The 14,395-nt window shown below is 70.7% G+C and carries 6 protein-coding genes and 19 pseudogenes; 14 read left to right on the forward strand and 11 right to left on the reverse strand.

Annotation, left to right across the window (positions count from 1 at the left end):
• Window positions 1-1,270 precede the first annotated feature (1,270 nt).
• A pseudogene (locus UK94_RS42545) lies at window positions 1,271-2,635 on the forward strand (EAL domain-containing protein); the annotation flags it as partial.
• 48 nt (window positions 2,636-2,683) lie between these two features.
• Here the strand turns inward: UK94_RS42545 and cofC are convergent.
• Window positions 2,684-3,424 (reverse strand): 2-phospho-L-lactate guanylyltransferase, encoded by a 741-nt coding sequence (gene cofC / locus UK94_RS07045; protein WP_011606892.1) that lies wholly within the window; start codon window positions 3,422-3,424, stop codon window positions 2,684-2,686.
• 550 nt (window positions 3,425-3,974) lie between these two features.
• Between cofC and UK94_RS42550 the strand changes: the two are divergent.
• The 3 pseudogenes from UK94_RS42550 to UK94_RS42565 all read left to right on the forward strand — a co-directional run.
• Window positions 3,975-4,206, forward strand: a pseudogene (locus UK94_RS42550) (glycerol-3-phosphate dehydrogenase); the annotation flags it as partial.
• Window position 4,207: 1 nt separating this feature from the next.
• Window positions 4,208-4,566: pseudogene (locus UK94_RS42555) on the forward strand (glycerol-3-phosphate dehydrogenase); the annotation flags it as partial.
• A gap of 29 nt (window positions 4,567-4,595) precedes the next feature.
• Window positions 4,596-4,929, forward strand: a pseudogene (locus UK94_RS42565) (NAD(P)H-dependent glycerol-3-phosphate dehydrogenase); the annotation flags it as partial.
• Window positions 4,930-5,040: 111 nt separating this feature from the next.
• On the opposite strand, the pseudogene UK94_RS75835 reads toward UK94_RS42565, so the two are convergent.
• The 6 genes and pseudogenes from UK94_RS75835 to UK94_RS42595 all read right to left on the reverse strand — a co-directional run.
• Window positions 5,041-5,217, reverse strand: a pseudogene (locus UK94_RS75835) (UDP-N-acetylglucosamine 1-carboxyvinyltransferase); the annotation flags it as partial.
• Between the two features lie 33 nt (window positions 5,218-5,250).
• Window positions 5,251-5,424 (reverse strand): annotated as a pseudogene (locus tag UK94_RS42580) (UDP-N-acetylglucosamine 1-carboxyvinyltransferase); the annotation flags it as partial.
• 1 nt (window position 5,425) lies between these two features.
• A pseudogene (locus UK94_RS42585) lies at window positions 5,426-6,111 on the reverse strand (UDP-N-acetylglucosamine 1-carboxyvinyltransferase); the annotation flags it as partial.
• Between the two features lies 1 nt (window position 6,112).
• Window positions 6,113-6,351: pseudogene (locus UK94_RS42590) on the reverse strand (UDP-N-acetylglucosamine 1-carboxyvinyltransferase); the annotation flags it as partial.
• Window positions 6,352-6,536: 185 nt separating this feature from the next.
• A partial coding sequence (gene thiD / locus UK94_RS07060) for a bifunctional hydroxymethylpyrimidine kinase/phosphomethylpyrimidine kinase (RefSeq protein WP_235486848.1) occupies window positions 6,537-7,220 on the reverse strand: 684 nt, incomplete at its 5' end.
• Window position 7,221: 1 nt separating this feature from the next.
• Window positions 7,222-7,370 (reverse strand): annotated as a pseudogene (locus tag UK94_RS42595) (bifunctional hydroxymethylpyrimidine kinase/phosphomethylpyrimidine kinase); the annotation flags it as partial.
• 271 nt (window positions 7,371-7,641) lie between these two features.
• On the opposite strand from UK94_RS42595, the gene UK94_RS07065 reads away from it, so the two are divergent.
• The 4 genes and pseudogenes from UK94_RS07065 to UK94_RS73020 form a co-directional block, all read left to right on the forward strand.
• Window positions 7,642-7,875, forward strand: a complete 234-nt coding sequence (locus UK94_RS07065; protein ID WP_009742309.1) for an Lrp/AsnC ligand binding domain-containing protein — start codon at window positions 7,642-7,644, stop codon at window positions 7,873-7,875.
• A gap of 225 nt (window positions 7,876-8,100) precedes the next feature.
• The coding region (locus UK94_RS42600) for a hypothetical protein (RefSeq protein ID WP_235486850.1) at window positions 8,101-8,295 on the forward strand (195 nt) is incomplete at its 3' end.
• A 1-nt stretch (window position 8,296) separates the two neighbouring features.
• Window positions 8,297-8,599: pseudogene (locus UK94_RS42605) on the forward strand (DUF3515 family protein); the annotation flags it as partial.
• A 1-nt stretch (window position 8,600) separates the two neighbouring features.
• Window positions 8,601-8,693: pseudogene (locus UK94_RS73020) on the forward strand (hypothetical protein); the annotation flags it as partial.
• Between the two features lie 72 nt (window positions 8,694-8,765).
• On the opposite strand, the pseudogene UK94_RS42610 reads toward UK94_RS73020, so the two are convergent.
• The 4 genes and pseudogenes from UK94_RS42610 to rpmB all read right to left on the reverse strand — a co-directional run.
• Window positions 8,766-9,285 (reverse strand): annotated as a pseudogene (locus UK94_RS42610) (ATP-grasp domain-containing protein); the annotation flags it as partial.
• A gap of 1 nt (window position 9,286) precedes the next feature.
• A pseudogene (locus UK94_RS42615) lies at window positions 9,287-9,526 on the reverse strand (D-alanine--D-alanine ligase A); the annotation flags it as partial.
• A gap of 1 nt (window position 9,527) precedes the next feature.
• A pseudogene (locus tag UK94_RS42620) lies at window positions 9,528-9,869 on the reverse strand (D-alanine--D-alanine ligase A); the annotation flags it as partial.
• Between the two features lie 1,520 nt (window positions 9,870-11,389).
• Window positions 11,390-11,578, reverse strand: a complete 189-nt coding sequence (rpmB, locus tag UK94_RS07085) for a 50S ribosomal protein L28 (RefSeq protein WP_055409184.1) — start codon at window positions 11,576-11,578, stop codon at window positions 11,390-11,392.
• Between the two features lie 217 nt (window positions 11,579-11,795).
• On the opposite strand from rpmB, the pseudogene UK94_RS42625 reads away from it, so the two are divergent.
• The 6 genes and pseudogenes from UK94_RS42625 to UK94_RS32245 all read left to right on the forward strand — a co-directional run.
• Window positions 11,796-12,123, forward strand: a pseudogene (locus UK94_RS42625) (ATP-dependent DNA helicase RecG); the annotation flags it as partial.
• A gap of 43 nt (window positions 12,124-12,166) precedes the next feature.
• A pseudogene (locus UK94_RS42635) lies at window positions 12,167-12,265 on the forward strand (hypothetical protein); the annotation flags it as partial.
• 1 nt (window position 12,266) lies between these two features.
• Window positions 12,267-12,667: pseudogene (locus UK94_RS42640) on the forward strand (ATP-dependent DNA helicase RecG); the annotation flags it as partial.
• Between the two features lie 41 nt (window positions 12,668-12,708).
• Window positions 12,709-13,839, forward strand: a pseudogene (locus UK94_RS42650) (helicase-related protein); the annotation flags it as partial.
• A gap of 13 nt (window positions 13,840-13,852) precedes the next feature.
• Window positions 13,853-13,973: pseudogene (locus UK94_RS42660) on the forward strand (hypothetical protein); the annotation flags it as partial.
• Between the two features lie 11 nt (window positions 13,974-13,984).
• A partial coding sequence (locus UK94_RS32245; protein ID WP_235486981.1) for an RsmD family RNA methyltransferase occupies window positions 13,985-14,386 on the forward strand: 402 nt, incomplete at its 3' end.
• Between the last annotated feature and the right edge of the window lie 9 nt (window positions 14,387-14,395).

Below are 14,395 nucleotides of genomic sequence, written 5' to 3' on the forward strand. Positions count from 1 at the left end.
CTTTGGCGACGGGCGTCCACGCGCTTGTTGATGACATGCGGTGATTTGCCTGGTTGTTTCCGTCGCTCAAGGATCCTCTGTCCCAGGCGGCCGACGCACGGGGNGAAGGGCGGGACAGGGGATGCTCGTCAACGCCGCCGCAATCGCTGCCGGCCTGATCGCGACGCTGAGCTGCGCATGGGCCGGGCGCCGGCTCGGCCGGCCCCGCGGCCGCTGGCTGGTCTGGCTGGCGTTCGCGCTGACCGCCTGGACCGTGGGGCAGGCGGCCTGGACCCTGCGTCGCTGGGATCGGCTCGCCACCGCCCGCCCGTCGGTCGCGGATGTCGGGTACCTCGCCGACGCCGGGCAGCTCGCCATGCCCGTCCTGGCCCTCGCCGCGCTCGCTGCGGTACCGGCGAGCCGGGCGCGGCGTTCCCGGGCCCGCTGCTCGCTGCTCGCCTCCTCGACCTCGGGCGGGGGACGGGGCGAGACGGGCTGGCCCGTCGGCGCAGGCACACGGCTGAGCCGCCTCGCCGACGGCGTACGGTCCGCCGGCGGGGCCGGCGGTGCGGGTGGCGATGGTGACCCGGGAGGTGGTGGCGGGGGAGGCGCGGGCGGAGGGTTCCGGTCCACCGGCGGGCTCGTCGGCGTTCCGTCCACCGCTCTGGACGAGATCATCCTTGGCGGTTCACTGTTCCTGCTCACCTGGTCGGGCATCCTGGCCGGCCTCGGTGAGGCCGACGCCGCCGACGTCGCAGGGGGCGAAAGCGGCGTCGGGGTGCTGCGACACCTGATAATGGTCGCGCACCCGATCGTCGTCCTCGTCCTGGNGCTCGCGGTCCTGCACGTCGCGGGCTTTCGCCAGCCGGTCGACCTGCCGGCCGTCGCCGCGGCCGGGACCGGCCTGGTGTTCCTGGCCGTGGTCGGAGCCTGGTGCACGCAGGTCGGCGGCGATGCCGGCCGACTGGGGAGCTCGCTGGCGGGCCTTGGCGCGGTGATCGGCGCTCTGCTCGTCGTCCTGGCTGCGTGGCGTGCGGGTTGGGCGGGCGACGGCGTCCGGGCGGCCCGGGACAGGCCATGCGGCGACCTCGTCGGCTGGCTGCGTCTTGCGCTGCCCTATGTGCCCGCCGCGGGAGTCGCCGCGCTGATGCTCGACCGATCGAGGGCAGGTGTCGTGCTCGACCCGGTCGAGATCGTGGTCGGCTCGGCCCTGATCGCCGCGGTCCTCGTCCGGCAGATGGTCACCCTGCGGGCGAGCCAGCGACTGATCGCCCTCGTCGGGAACGCCGANCGCGAGGCGCGGCACTGGACGTCCCACGATCCGCTCACCGAGCTCGCCAACCGCACACTGTTCCACCGGCGGCTGACCGACGCCCTCGCCGCCAGCCGTCACGACGGTCGGGACGTCGCCGTCCTGTACTGCGACCTCGATGACTTCCGCATCATCAACGACAGCCTCGGTCATGCGGCCGGGGACCATCTGCTGCGTGCCGTCGGCCAGCGCCTGCGACACTGCGTGGGCGCCACGGACACCGTCGCCCGGCTGGGCTCCGACGAGTTCGCCGTGCTGCTCGACGGGGGGCGGGAGCTGCCCGAGACGGTTGCCGAACGCGTGCTCGCGGCCCTGCGCCAACCCGTGTCGGTGGGTGGCCATCACTGGGCCGTACGGGGCAGCGTGGGGCTGGTCGTGGCCGGCCGCACCCAGGAGACGACCGAGGCCCTGCTGCGCCGGGCCGACACAGCCGTGCACGCGGCGAAGCGGACGGGCAAGAACCGCCTGGTCGTCTATCGGCCCGGGCAGTGCGTCACTGCCGGCCCCCACCTCGTCGCCGGCACCCATCTCGCCGACGCACTGGCCACCGCGCTGCGCCGGGGTGGCCGATCGGCCGGGTTCGACGTCCATTACCAGCCCATCGTGCGCCTGCGCGACCGCAGTCCCGTCGCCCTGGAGGCACTCGCCCGGTGGACGGCGCCGGGCCGCGGGCCGGTGCCGCCCGGCACCTTCGTCGCCGCGGCGGAGAACGGCGGCATCGTCGGCGCGCTTGACGACACGATCCTCACCCAGGCCTGCGCCGAGATAGCGCTGGCCTACCCGGACTCCACGTTGCGCCTGCACGTGAACGTCTCGGCCAGCAGGGTCACCGACACCACCCTGCTCGACAGCGTTGCCCGCGCGCTCGCCGCCAGTCGCTTCGATCCCCGGCGCCTGGTGGTCGAGATCACCGAGACGAGCCGGATCGACGACCTGCATGGTGCGCGCGAGGTGCTCGACGAGGTGCGTGCGCTGGGCGTCGCCGTCGCTCTGGACGACGTCGGCGCGGGCAACAGCACGCTTGCCGCGATGCACCTGCTTCCCGTGGACGTCGTGAAGCTGGATCGGACGCTGCTGGAGCCGCCGCAGGACGGGGGCCGGGCCGCGGCGATGCGCCGCTCCATGATTGTTCTGGCACACGCGCTCGGCGCCGTCGTCGTGGCCGAGGGCATCGAGCGCGAGGGCCAGATCGCCGAGCTGGAGGAGCTTGGGTGCGAGCTGGGCCAGGGATTCCTCTTTGCGCGGCCGGGTCCGCTGCCGCTCCCCCCGATCCGGCCGTGGCCCCCGTCCGGTGGCCGGCTGCCGGCCGCCAGGCCCATGCGAGGGGCGGACCTGGGCGGCTGACGACGTCGCCTGCGCGGCGGTCCCTGCCGGGCAGGCAGCCGAGCCTGGTCAGGGCACCGGCGCCTGGCCGACCAGGAGCGCTGCCGCTGTTGCACCGCCCACCCCGAGGTGACGTGCCTGCGCGAGATCATCGACAGTGTCAACGTCGCGTCGCAGCCCGGGAACCGAGGATCCGAGGGCGTCGGTCAGGTCGACGGCGCCTGAGCGACGGTGCGCATCGTGGCTGAGCGGTCCGAACGACGGGCCCAGCGGCGACCCGGTCGTGGCGGTGAGCAACACGGTGCCCGTGCCCGCGGCGTCGGCGAGGACCGCGCGGCGGTGACTGCCGGCGGCGGCCAGGGCCTGGTGCAGCTCCGCGGTCCGCAGCGCCGGCAGATCCCCGGAGAGGGCCGCCAGCGAACGCCCTGGCCAGCGGTCCGCCGCGAGCTCTGCGCCGTGCGCCAGGGCCGGATTCAGCCCCTGATCGGGGGTGTCCGGAACGATGACGAGGCGGGCCCGCTCCTGCGTCGACAGCGCGCGGGCCGGCGTCCGGCCCGCTTCGTGTCCGGCGCTGACGTCACCCTGGTCCCGCAACCGCGACAGCGCCCGGCGGACCGTCTGGTCATTGGTCACGATCACGACGGCGCCGACGAGATCGGTTGCCGAGGCGAGCACGGCCGTCACGGTGTCGAGGGCCATCGCGAGCGCCAGCAGGCTTCGGTCCGGCCGGTCCAGCCGGCTCTTCGCCCGTGCCAGGTTCTTCAGGGGCAGAAGGACCGTCCAGGACGCCCCGCCTCGTGGGAGCCACACGAAGGTGACCATAGGCCATGACGCCGCGTGGCGTCGCGAGCCGCACGCCCCGGTCCGGTCGATGGCCAGCGAAGGACGAGGGGATATCGCAAGAATCGGCCGACGCCTCGCCTTGGTCGTGGGGTGAGCGTCGTCCGCACGCGTATCCCCAGTGTCCGCCTCCGATCGCTGCCCGCGTTGATCGTGTGGGCGGCGGACGCGGCCCTTCGCTGAGCGTGGCCTCTTGGCGATGGAGCTGTGGGAATCTCCCTGGTGGGTGGCAACGTCGCTGGTGAGCGCCGCATCTTGCGCGATGCCCGCCAGAGCGGCGTCTACGGTCGAGTGTGAGGACGCGGTGGGCACGCCATCGCAGCGTCGGGGTGCTCGCCGCACCGGACGCCGACGCCGGTCCCGTGACCCATCCGGAGGGAACCATTACCGCCGATCCCAACAACCGATCCGAGGATGCCGCGAGCGGTGTCGCGGCCCCGCCCCCGGCCTCGGCCCGGCCGGGCGGAGCCCGCGTCGTCGCGACCGAGGGCGGTCGTCGCGCCGCTCCCCGGAGGACGAGGTGAGGCGGGCGGCGGTGCTGACCGCCGGGTCGTGGGGGACCGTCTTCGCGAAGGTCCTTGCGGATGCGGGCGCCCGGGTCGACCTGGTCGCGCGGGACCCGGAGGTCGTCCGCTCAATCAACAACCGGCACGTCAACCCGCGCTACCTGCCCTCCGTCCAGCTCCCCGACCGGATCCGGGCGAGGTCCGATCCGGGCGGCGCGTTGGCGGGCGCTGAGCTCGTGGTGCTGGNCGTTCCCTCCCAGGCGCTGCGTTCGGTGCTCAGTCGCTGGGTACCGCGGATCGCTCCCGACGCGATCTACGTCAGTCTGATGAAGGGAGTCGAGGCGGGTAGCCGGCTGCGCATGAGCCAGGTCATCGCCGAGGTCGCCGGAGTGACGCCGGACCGGATCGCGGTCGTCAGCGGCCCGAACCTGGCCCATGAGATCGCCGCGGAGCATCCGGCGGCGACCGTGGTGGCCAGCACCTCGGCCCGGACGGCGGAAGTCGTCCAGGCCGCCTGCTGGACCCCGTACTTCCGGCCCTACACCAACCATGATGTGACGGGTTGCGAGCTCGGCGGCGCGGTGAAGAACGTCATCGCTCTTGCTGNGGGCATGCTCGAGGGGATGGGTTTCGGNACCAACAGCCTCGCCTCCCTGATCACCCGGGGCCTGGCCGAGACGGCACGGCTCGGCATCGCGCTGGGCGCCGAACCGATGACCTTCGCCGGCCTGGCGGGGCTCGGCGACCTCGTGGCGACCTGTGGCTCACCGCTGTCGCGCAACCGGACCTTCGGCGAGAAGCTGGGGCGCGGACTCAGCCTGGAGCAGGTGGAGGCGGAGCAGCGGCAGGTCGCGGAGGGGGTGCGGTCCTGTCGACCGTTGCTCGCCATGGCCGATCAGTTCGGCGTCTCGATGCCCATCACGCAACAGGTCGAGCGGGTGCTCTACGAGGGGCTGCCGCCGTTGGAGGNGGTCAAGGACCTGATGAGCCGGGAGCCGGGACCGGAGTACCGACCACATCGGTGATGATCGGTGCCAGATCGAAGGGCCCGGCTGCGTGGGGGGCGGGTACCGGATCGGCGTCGACGCGGGCTCCGATCGAGCGGAGTTTGCCGATCGGGTCCTCGTATCCGCGTTCGAGGAACCTGGTCCCGCGGATGACGCTCGTTCCGTCCGCTACCAGCGCGGCGAGCACATAGGCGAAGCCCGCCCGCAGGTCGGGAATCGTAAGATCACCGCCGGTGAGGGGCGTCGGGCCNCTCACGACCGCCGAGTGCTCGAAGTCGCGTGNGGCGAACCGGCACGACTTTCCGCCGAGGCAGAGCGTCGACAGCGCGATGTCGGCCCCCATCTCCGCGAGTTGGCGGGTGTAACCGAACCGGTCCTCGTAGATCGTCTCATGGATCACCGAGACTCCCCGGGCCTGTGTCAACAGCACCACCAGCGGCTGCTGCCAGTCGGTCATNAAGCCGGGGTGCACGTCGGTCTGCACATGGGCGGCGTTGAGCGGCCGGGCTCGGAAGAACGTCAGGCCACGCGGGGTCACCTCGAACTCGCCGCCGAGCCGGCGCAGGTGGTTCAGGAACGTCATCAGGTGTTCCTGCCGGGCGCCGATCACCTCCACCCGGCCCCCGGTGGCGACCGCGGCGGCGGCGAACGAGGCCACCTCGATCCGGTCGTGGATGGGCGCGTGCGTGGCGCCGCGCAGCGTTGCGACGCCCTGGACGACGATCGTCCGATCGGCCTCCACGTCGACCAGGGCGCCCATCTGCTGCAGGAACAGGATGAGGTCGACGACCTCCGGTTCCACCGCGGCGTTGGAGATCACCGTGGTGCCCTGCGCGCGCACCGCCGCGAGCAGCAGGTTCTCGGTCGCGCCGACGCTCGGGAACGGCAGGGCGACGTGGGTGCCGCGCAGGCCGAGGGTCTTGACCTGCACGGAACGCACCTGTTCGACGATCTCCGCACCCATCGCCCGCAGCCCGGCGAGATGGAAGTCGACGGGTCGTTTCCCGATGCGGCACCCGCCGGGGAGCGGGATCACGGCCTCGCCGACGCGGTGCAGCAGCGGACCCATCATGAGGATCGGGATGCGGTTCACCCCGGAGTAGGCCTCCGACAGCGAGGCGTCGACGATCTGTTCGGTGGTGAGNCGCACCGTGTGCTCGTCGAGCCATTCCACCTGGGTTCCGAGCTCCGTGAGCATGCCCAGGACGACGTCGACCTCCGCGATCCGCGGCACCCGGGTCAACGTGCACGGCTGTGCGGTGAGCAGGGTGGCCACGAGCAGCTTGGTGACCGAGTTCTTGGCACCGGACGCCTCGACCGAGCCCCGCAGCGGAACGCCGCCGCTGATCCGGTACCACCGATGGTCGGTGCCTGCCTGGGTGATGCCTGCCTGGGTGGTGCCTGCCTGGGTGGTGTCTCCCGGGGTAGCCCCTCCCTGCGTGGCCACTGCAGCACTGTTCGCCCTCACGGGCTACCTCCCACGGCGATGATGNGGATGCGTTCGGTCACATGCGGCGGGGCGATTGAACCAGACATCACACGGGCCGGCTCGGCCCGGATTGCCGCCCGCTACCTGCGGTGACGATAACCGTGATCTACTGGGCCGATCCCAGCCCCGAGGGGGAAACCGGCCGCGAGCGCGCCACTGACGTACTCCTTCGCGGCCCGAACTGCCTGCGTGGGTGAATCTCCTCGCGCCATCCTCGAGGCGATCGCCGAGGCCAGTGTGCAACCAGTGCCGTGGGTGTGTCGCCGGTCCATCCGACGGCTACGCAAGAGGATCTCCGTTGAGCCGTCGGTCAGCAGATCGACTGCATCACCAGGGAGATGACCACCCTTGATCAGTACCCAGCGCGGCCCCAGCGCGAGCATCGCCGCAGCGGCTCGGGGCAGGTCGGTCTCGTCTCGCACAGCCACACCGGTCAACAGGCGGACCTCGTCCAGGTTCGGAGTCGCGATCGTCGCCAGCGGCATGAGCTCCCGACGGACGACGTCGACCGCGTCCGGTGCGAGCAGCGGATCGCCGTGCTTCGACACGCCCACCGGATCGACCACGATCGGCGCCCCCACGCGCTCCAGCTCCGTGGCGACCAAGGCGACCAGGGCCGCCGAGGACAGCATGCCGGTCTTGACCGCGTCGACCCCGATGTCGTCCACCACCGCCCTGATCTGGGCGCGGACCGCCTCGGCCGGAAGATCCCAGACGCCATGGACGCCAAGCGAGTTCTGTGCCGTCACGGCGACGACGGCACTNATCCCATGGACACCGAACGCAAGCATCGTCTTGAGATCAGCCTGAATCCCCGCCCCGCCGCCCGAGTCGGAACCCGCGATGGTCAGTACCCGTGGCGGCGCCGCGGCCGGGGGGGCGACCGGGGATGCGGCGACGGGAGCGGATTCGATCACGGGACGCTCCGAACCCTCATGTGTCTCCTCGGGCTTCACTATCAGTAGCGAGAATCGTGGTTGCCATCACAATCGGGTACGAGGTCGGGCCGTCGGACCCCAGGATTGGGGCCGGATGAGCGTGTGGGGGGGCGTCGACCNGCGCCCGTCGGTCGAGTCGAAGAAATTCCTCGGCCTCAGAGGCTCTCATCCGGCCCGTTTGCCTGTTACCTTCTGTCGGCCCGTAGTTCTGCTCGACGGGCTGTTGACGTCCGACGAGGGAGCGTCTGTGGTCCACGCGTACATCCTTATCCAGACCGAGGTCGGCAAGTCCGCGTCGGTTGCCAAGGAGATCGAGCAGATCCCTGGGGTCACCCAGGCCGAGGACGTGACTGGTCCCTACGACGTCATCGTGCGCGCCGAAGCGCCCACGGTGGACGATCTGGGCAAGATGGTCATGTCGAGGGTGCAGTCGGTCGACGGCATCACCCGCACGCTGACCTGTCCGGTCGTCCACTTCTGACGGCCATCGGCCCGCGCCTTGGCAGGGGCGGCGGCCGTGCTGGCGCTCCGCCCGCCGATCGTTCGCGTGCCAGTCATGCGCCCGGGGATCCGGGAGGATCATGGGCAGACTCCGACCACTAGCCGGCGATGGCTGCTGTCGGTGGGGTCGCTGACCACTCGGCGGGCGGCCTCTGCGACGGCCACAATCAGGACATGACAGCAGTGGGTCGTGACAGCAGCGGTCGTGACAGAAGTGGGTCGTGACAACCACCGTCGACGTCTGCTCGCCGCTCGACGGGCGTGCCGGTCGGCGGCGGCCTGGCGGGTCACCTCGAGCAGCGCCGGCTGGCGGCCGTGGACCCGGCCCCTGGTTCTGGCGCCGCGCCGGGTGGCCGTCGGACTCACCGCCTGCGGCGCCGTGGCATGCCTGTTGATGGCCNGTTGCGGTGGGCCGGGACCGGTCCGGCTGACCAATGTCCCGGTGCCGGCGCCGGCCGACCGGGCGTCCTGCGCGGCCCTCATCCGGGTGTTGCCGTCCTCGCTCGGTCACGGCCTCGAGCGGCGTCACCTTGATCCGCCACAGGACACCGCGGCGGCCTACGGTGGCGGACCGATCGTCCTGACCTGCGGAATCTCGGGGGTGCCGGCGAGTTACCGACCGGATTCGATGCTGTCGGAGGTCGATGGTGTCGGTTGGTTCGCGGACAAGCTCGGTGAGACCGTGCGGTACTCGACTCCGACCCNATCGCCCCACGTCGTCCTCACCCTGCCGGGCTCCGCGTCGAGCGAGGTGCAACCCTTCGACATCCTGGTCTCCGTCGGCCCGGCCGTGCGCGCNCACAGCGCCTCGACGACGCCGTGACCCCCGGCGGCCGCTCGACGCCGTCCCTGGGACCGGCGGCCGGACGGTCATCGCAGTCCGGCGCCGTCACGTAGTGCAAGCCGCACGAGCCGGTCGACCAGATCCGGATAGGTGATCCCGCTCGCCGCCCACATCCTGGGGAACATCGACGTCGGGGTGAAGCCAGGCATCGTGTTGACCTCGTTGACGACCACGTGATCGTCCGGGGTGACGAACACGTCGACCCGCGCGAGTCCCGCGCAGTCGAGTGCCTCGAACGCCGCCACCGCCACCTGCCGCACTCGGGCCAGCGCCGACGGAGACAGTCGCGCGGGGATGTCGAAGCGGGTCTGGTCGGAGACGTACTTCGCCTCGAAGTCGTAGAAGCCCGTAGCCGAGGTGACTGTGATCTCGGCCGGGACGCTGGCCTGCGCACCGGGCCCGTCCAGCCGGCCGAGCACCCCGCATTCGATCTCACGTCCCGTGATCGCCGCCTCGACGAGGACCTTGGGGTCGTTCGCCCGGGCCGTCTTGACCGCCGTGTCCAGATCGGCCCAGGCATCCACGCGGCTGATGCCGATGCTGGAGNCACCGCGGGCCGGCTTGACGAAGACCGGCAGGCCCAGGCGGTCCTGGTCGGCCTCGGACAGGGTCTGGCCGGCCCGCACCACGGCGTACGGGCCGACGGGCAGGCCCGCGGCCTGAAGCATGGACTTCATGTGCTGCTTGTCCATGGCAGCCGCGCTCGCGAAGACACCTGAGCCGACGTAAGGTACCCCGGCCATCTCGAGGAGACCCTGGATGGTCCCGTCCTCGCCGAAGGGGCCGTNCAGAAGCGGGAAGACCACGTCGACGTCCCCGAGTGGGCCTTGGATGGACTCCCCGCCATCGCGCGGGTACCAACGTGCCGCGGTCGGGTCCGGAGCAAGCACGACACTCGTCCCTCGAGACGCCGTGACCTGCGGAAGCGCCCCGTCTGCCGGCGTGAGGGCCTTCGCGTCGGGCATGAAGACCCACCGCCCCGACGGGTCGATGCCGACCAGGGCGACGTCGTAGACGTCGGGGTCGAGCGCGCGCAGCACGCCGCCGGCAGACACGCAGGAGATCGCGTGCTCCGTGCTACGGCCGCCGAACAGGAGGGCGAGTCGAATCCGACGCCTGGTGCCTGCCATGCCGGGACACTAACGGATCGGCGGCCGAGGTCCGGGGCCGCACCCGGTGACGGCGTCCGGCGCCNTCACCGTTCGGGTCTGACCGGCTGGCGACGGACGGCCCGATGGCCGGCGTCGACCTGCGTCCGACCTGCGCCGGCCACGTCGATGCGGGAGTCGCAGCCACGCTGCCGCAGCGGTGGTGCATAATCGAATACATGTTCGATTCGATGTCAGGGGTCGACAAGACTCCTCAAGATGGCGANGCCCTGTCCACCGAGGGTGAGCGCGCAGGCCGGTCCGCATCAGTGGACGCGGACCGGGCGAGTCCGCCACCCGGATCGGCCACCGTGTTCGGGCGGTCCGTGGATGATCTGAGCGATGCAGAGTGNCTCCAGCTCGACGGCCGGATCGCCCGGGAACTGGCGAGGCTCGAGGCGTGGCGCCTGCGCGTGCGGGCCAGATTCGCTCAGCTGCGTCCGCCGCTCGCGGGCGACCGGGAGGGCGTGGAGCGGGGATTCAGCGAGTTCGCCGGGGACGAGCTCGCCGCCGTCGCACGTTGCGCGCCTGCCGCCGCCGGGCGCCAGCTTGAGCTGGCAGTGGCCGTGGTCAGTCGGCTACCCGAGACACTTGCGGCGTTGGAGTCCGGCGAGATCGATCCTGACCGAGTGAGGGCGATGGCCGACGTCACGAAGAGCCTCGACGCCAGCCAGGCTCGGACGGTCGAGAACAGGGTGCTGGCACGCGGAGCGCGGGCGAGCTGCCCCAGCTTCCGATCGGCGGTGACCAGGTCGGTTCTCGCCGTCGACCCGGCCGGAGCGGACCAGCGTCGGCGCCGGCGCGAACGTGATCGCCACGTCCGAACCCGCCCCAGGGAGGACGGCATGGGGGAGCTGTTGGCGTTGCTGCCCGCGGATCGCATGGTCGCCGCCTATCGACACATCGATGCGCTGGCCCGGGACGCCGGAGGACCGGACGACGAGCGCAGTATCGGTGAGCGACGGGCCGACGTTCTGGTTGATCTGGTGCTGGGCGAGCGGCACGGNCCGGTCGCCACCGAGGTTTCGGTCGTGGTGTCCCTGGCAGCGTTGATGGGGCTATCGAGCGCACCCGGCGAGCTCGAGGGGTATGGNCCGATCCCGGCGGAGCTTGCCCGCGAACTCGCTCACGGCTCACGTTCGAGCTGGCGGCGCATCGTCACCGACCCCATCGACGGATCGGTACTCGAGGTGGGAGACAGACGCCACCCTTCGCCGGCGATGGCCCGGTTCATCCGCGCGCGGGACAGGACCTGCGTCTTTCCAGGATNCTCCAAGCCAGCCCGAGACTGCGACCTTGATCACACGACGTCGCGTGCGGACGGTGGGAGAACCCGGGTCGACAACACGGATCCACTGTGCCGTCACCACCACCGGTTGAAGCATGCCGGGATCTGGACCCTGAGCCAACCCGTGCCAGGCCACCATGTCTGGACGAGCCAGACCGGGCATCAGTTCGTCAGCGAACCCGAGCCCTACCTCGACGAAGTGGCGTAGAGCGCGTCAGGCGCGCGCGACCTTGCCCGCCTTGATGCAGGAGGTGCAGACGTTCAGCCGCCGACGGGTTCCACCCACGACGGCCCGGACGGTCTGAATGTTCGGGTTCCAGCGACGGCGAGTGCGTCGGTGGGAGTGGGAGACCGACATACCGAAGCCCGGCCCCTTGCCGCAGACGTCGCACACCGAAGACACGAGAAACACTCCGTCGAAGTAGTAATGATCCCGGNGTATNCCCGGGACGTCGGGCGGTCAGGACCGCGATCATACTCATCCCGTGAGCCTGATGGCCTGGTCGGGAGAACTCGCGCAGCAGAGACCAGGTTGAGGTTACCCCAGGCGATGTGGTCTCGGTCGTGGGGCACGGGGCGACCGAGCTTGGCGCCGTCGGCGGTTCGGGCAATATCTGGGTGTGGTCGACCTCGACACGCCCCTGAAGTCACTCCTCGGTCCGCGGGCCGCCACCCTGTTGGCGGAGGGCCTCGAGCTGCATGTGGTCGGTGACCTCCTGGCGCATCTGCCCCGCCGGTATCACGAGCGGGGCGAACTGACGGATCTTGCCGACCTGGTCGTCGGTGACACAGTCACGGTCCAGGCGCGGGTGGAGAAGATCGAGCGCCGACCGATGCGGGGCAGCCGCCGGTCCATGTTGCGGGTCACAGTGACGGACGGCACCCATCCACTCGCTCTGACCTTCTTCAACCAGAGCTGGCGGGAACGCGACCTTCGTGCTGGGACAANGGCGCTGTTCGCCGGAAAGGTCGACGAGTACCGCGGCCACCNCCAGCTGACCAACCCCGAGGTCCAGCTGCTGGAGTCGGAGGTCGAGGGCGACGTCACCGGCGCGCAGTTCGCAAACGCGCTGGTGCCGATCTACCCCGCNGCCGCCAAAGTACCGAGCTGGACCTTGGCCAGATGCGTCCGCCTGGCCTTGGACTCCCTCGGCCCTCTTGAGGACCCGCTGCCGGAGGACCTGCGTCGGCGGCATCGACTGTGCACGCTCGCCGAGGCGTACCGGCTGGTGCATCAGCCTTCCAGCCGCGTCGAGGTCGCTACGGGGCGCAAGCGTCTGACCTGGGACGAGGCTCTGGTTCTGCAGGTCGCGCTGGCGCGCCGCCGCCGCGACGTGCAAGCGTTGGCGACGACCGCCCGCAGCGCCAGGCCGGACGGCCTGTTGGCCGCATTCGACGCCGCACTGCCCTTCCCTCTCACAGCGGGCCAGCGTGAGGTGGGTGCCACCATCGCGGCGGACATCGGGCGCCCGGTGCCGATGCACCGCCTCCTNCAGGGCGAGGTCGGGTCGGGCAAGACGGTCGTGGCGCTGNGGTCGATGCTCATCGTGGTTGACGCGGGCGGCCAGGCTGTTCTCCTCGCTCCGACCGAGACGCTCGCTGCCCAGCACTACCGGAGCCTGCGGGAGATGCTTGGTGATCTCGCGCGATCCGGTGAGCTCGGCGCCGATGAACAAGCGACTCGTGTGATACTGGTCACTGGTTCGATGGGCGCCCGCGCTCGGCGGGAAGCGTTGGCGGACATATCAGAGGGTTCAGCCGGTCTCGTCGTGGGGACGCATGCTCTGCTACACGAGGAGGTCGTCTTCGCGGATCTCGGGCTGATCATCGTCGACGAGCAGCACCGATTCGGGGTCGAGCAGCGAGACGCACTGCGGGCGCGGGGCCGGCGACCCCCGCATCTGCTGGTCATGACGGCGACCCCGATCCCACGGACCGTGGCCATGACGGTCTTCGGTGATCTCGAGGTATCCGAGCTCACCGAGTTGCCGAGCGGCCGTTCTCCGATCGCCACGTTCGTCGTTCCCGCGGCCATCCGCTCGTGGGCCGATCGGATGTGGGGCCGGATCCGTGACGAGGTCGCGGCCGGTCGCCAGGCCTATGTTGTCTGCCCCCGAATCGGCGGGGACAGCTTGGACGACGACCCCGGCGCGCTCTCGGACGAGCCGGCGGGGCAAACGGGACGTCCGGCGGCGACGGTGACGGACGTGCTGCCACAGTTGATGGACGGTGAACTCGCGGGCCTGCGGGTGGAACCACTTCACGGCCGTCTCCCGGCGGCGCAGCGGGAGGCCACGATGACCCGCTTCGCCCAGGGAGAGATCGATGTGCTGGTGGCGACCACAGTCATCGAAGTCGGGGTGAACGTGCCCAACGCAACGGTGATGGTGGTTCTCGACGCGGATCGGTTCGGGGTGTCGCAGCTGCACCAGCTGCGGGGACGGGTGGGGCGCGGCACCGCACCCGGGTGGTGTCTGTTGCATACAGCGACGGACCAGGGAACGCCAGCCTGGCACAGGCTGGGAGCGGTCGCCGCGACCAACGACGGCGCCGAACTCGCTCGACTCGATCTGGCTCAGCGCCGGGAGGGGGACGTACTCGGCGCGGCTCAGTCCGGGGGACGCCGATCCCTGAAGTTGCTGGCGCTGCTGAGAGACGAGGACCNGATCCGAGAGGNGCGCACCGAGGCAACCCGGCTGGTTGATGCCGATCCCGAACTGGATCGGCATCCTGCTCTGCGGCGGCTGCTTGACGCCGCGCTTGATGACGCCAGTGCCGCGTTTCTCGAGAAGGGATGACCGGCGCCTCGATGACGCGAATTATCGGTGGAACCGCAGGTGGACGCCAACTCCTCGTTCCCGCAGGTCGAGCCACCCGGCCGACATCCGATCGCGCCCGCGAGGGTCTGTTCAACACGCTGTCGACGTGTGTCGACCTGCCGGGTGCCCGGGTCGCGGATCTCTACGCGGGCTCGGGTGCGGTGGGCCTGGAGGCGTTGTCCCGTGGCGCGGCGCACGCGCTTCTTGTCGACCATGACCCGGCAGCGGTCCGAGCCCTGCGGCGAAACGTGACTGCCCTGGGTCTTTCGGGCGCAGAGATCATCCAGGCCTCGGTAGCGCGTGTGGTGCAGAACACTTCCGGGGATCCCTACGATGTGATGTTTCTCGATCCGCCCTATGCGATGAGCGACGTCGAGCTCGGCGAAGTACTCNCAAAGCTC

Source organism: Frankia sp. AvcI1 (assembly GCF_001420875.1).
Lineage (GTDB): Bacteria > Actinomycetota > Actinomycetes > Frankiales > Frankiaceae > Frankia > Frankia alni.